Raw genomic sequence first — 2569 nt, 5'->3', positions numbered from 1 at the left:
CACAAAATTCCAGCAATTCCTTTTAAAGGACTTGTTTTAGCTATTTCTATTTATGACAATTTAGCGATGAGGCAGTTTAGCGACTTGGATATTCTGGTGAAACAACAGGATATAGTCAAAGTTCAAGAATTATTGATTACTCAGAAATATCAACTAGAGACTGACTATGGTTGGCAACAAACTTTTGTACATAGTCAAAAACCAGAAGTAGTGGTGGATCTTCACTGGGAACTGACTCCCTTATCTTACTTCCCCTTTAAACTTCCTGATTTTGAAACTTTGTGGCAACGAAGCAAGTTTTTAACTCTCAAAGGTGAATCTATCATCGACTTCTCTTCTGATGATTTGTTGATCATCCTCGCTGTACAAGTTGCCAGAGAAGTTAATGAGGGTAAAGGGTCTTTAGCTCAGATTTGCGATTTAGCTGAATTATTGCAAATTCAACAGACATTGAATTGGGAACAATTATTGCAGAAAGTAAACAGTCTGGAACTTAAAAGACCATTTTTTATTAGTCTGTTTATAGTTAACACTCTCCTGAATACCCCTTTGCCAGCCCAAGTAAAGCAGGCTATTCAAGAACAGCTCCAAATCGATCCAACAATTTTAATTTATGCTATACGGATGCAGAAACAGCTTTTCACGGAGATTAAAAGTCCACTGATAATTAAACTTTTTTTTCAGCACCTAATGATAAATGGTCCACTCAGCAGAATGCCAGATCGTGTTTATCTGGTGTGGCAATTTTTGAGTTTTACAACCAGGCTTGTAATCACTGATACTACCCAAGCAGACCGGGAATTTTTCCTATTGCCATCTGGTCTTTCTTTCCTATACTACTTAATCCGACCAATACGCTTGGCAAGCAGATACATAACTAATAGTAAGTAAGTCGGCATAAAAAAACCAAACTATGTGAAGATAAATAAATACGTAGAATACATCTACTAAGGTCACTTGTATATGGGCGCTCGTTTAAGGGTATTCCTGACTAGTGAGCAAGACCGCAACCTGCTAAAACTCAGAACTGCGGATGTGCCACAGAAGGTGAAAGACAGAGCAGAAGTCATCAGATTGAATGCACATGGCTGGTACGTAGAAAAAATAGCAGTTCATTTTAATTGGACTCCACAAACAGTGAGAGAAGTCTTACATAAATGGCAGAAGCTAGGGCTGGAAGGGCTTTGGGAATTAACCGGTCGAGGGATAAAACCAAAGTTGACTGAAGTTGACATCAGATTTTTAGAAGAATGCCTTAAAAAAGAGCCACGCACCTACAACAGTCGCCAACTCACCGAAAAATTAGAACGCGAGCGCTCCATTAAATTGAGTCCCGACAGATTAAGACGGGTACTTAAAAAAAGGGGGTCATTTGGAAACGAGCAAGGAAGAGTCACAAAGGAAAACAAGACCCAGTAGTACGAGCGCATAAACAAGCAGACCTAGAAATGCTGGAATTAGCTGCTGCGACTGGAGAAATCGACTTAAAGTATTTAGATGAATCTTTCTTTTTATGCATGGAGTGAACCAGGTTACACTTACTACTTCAAAGGCGAACAAAAACGTTTAGAACAAACTAAGCGTCGTGGTAGAAGATTAAGTATTATCGGTTTTTTGCAACCCTTAATCAGCTTTATTTATGGTTTGGTTATTGGTGGTGTTGACAGAAAATCTTATATCCGGATGATGGAGCTTGAAGCACTTGAAGCTGAAAAGTCTGGGCGCATCAGAGTAATAGTGCAGGACAACGGCCCAATACATCGGTGCAAACAGGTACAGCAGTTATGGTCTAAGTGGGAAGACATGGGTTTGTACCTCTTCTTCTTGCCCAAATATTGTTCCGAAATGAACCCAATTGAATTGGAGTGGCAACACCTCAAAAAAGATGAATTATCAGGACAGGTGTTTGACGATGAGTTAGACCTTGGCTATGCGGTAATTAATGGTATTCAAGCCAGAGGTGAGAGAGGAAATTACACCACAGAACGTGTTAAATTTTACTCAAACCATCCTCCTTAACTTATTGTTACATGATTATAAATTTTTCCGCCGACTTACTTACTCGCTTAAATCCGAAACCTTAGAGCCGATTTCAAATTTATCAAAAAACTTTCCTTGGTAGCCCTCAAACACAAAAATCTTGAATAGAATATCATCTGAATTGAATTCAAGAAGTACAATCCTGTCTTTATAATAGAAAACTTTATGTCCATCTAACTTCTCAGAATCTGAGCAGATCTTCTGACAGTTCCAGCCATCCGACTTAGATAAAGCTTCGTTGATATTAATTGATTTCAATCCTTTTTCTCTCTTCTCTCTTTCTTCTTGGAGATTGACAACCAGATTAGGTTCACTAAGATCAGGTATTGATGAAAGATGTTGTCCAATACTAAATCCTGCTGCGGAAACTCCAGGGATAATTTCAGCCCACAAATCAAGTCTGACCATTAATTTGTCTCCTCTCTAATAACTTTCAATTCTTTACCAATTTATTCTGAGGCAATTAGAACTCACTTTTTTAGCGCAATTCGAGCTTTTACACAATTAGAATTAATGCGGGTAGAAGAGT

General features: G+C 38.4%; 2 protein-coding genes and 1 pseudogene. 2 read left to right on the top strand and 1 reads right to left on the bottom strand.

Annotated elements, in window-relative coordinates; all coding sequences use genetic code 11:
- A partial coding sequence (locus ACYTXL_RS18460) for a nucleotidyltransferase domain-containing protein (RefSeq protein WP_461926013.1) occupies positions 1–891 on the top strand: 891 nt, incomplete at its 5' end.
- A gap of 72 nt (positions 892–963) precedes the next feature.
- Positions 964–2019 (top strand): annotated as a pseudogene (locus tag ACYTXL_RS18455) (IS630 family transposase).
- 39 nt (positions 2020–2058) lie between these two features.
- Here the strand turns inward: ACYTXL_RS18455 and ACYTXL_RS18450 are convergent.
- Positions 2059–2448: a hypothetical protein gene (locus ACYTXL_RS18450; RefSeq protein WP_461926012.1), complete on the bottom strand. Its 390-nt coding sequence runs from the start codon at positions 2446–2448 to the stop codon at positions 2059–2061.
- Between the last annotated feature and the right edge of the window lie 121 nt (positions 2449–2569).

Source organism: Nostoc sp., from assembly GCF_054880495.1.
This window is presented reverse-complemented; position numbering and strand designations above follow the sequence as displayed.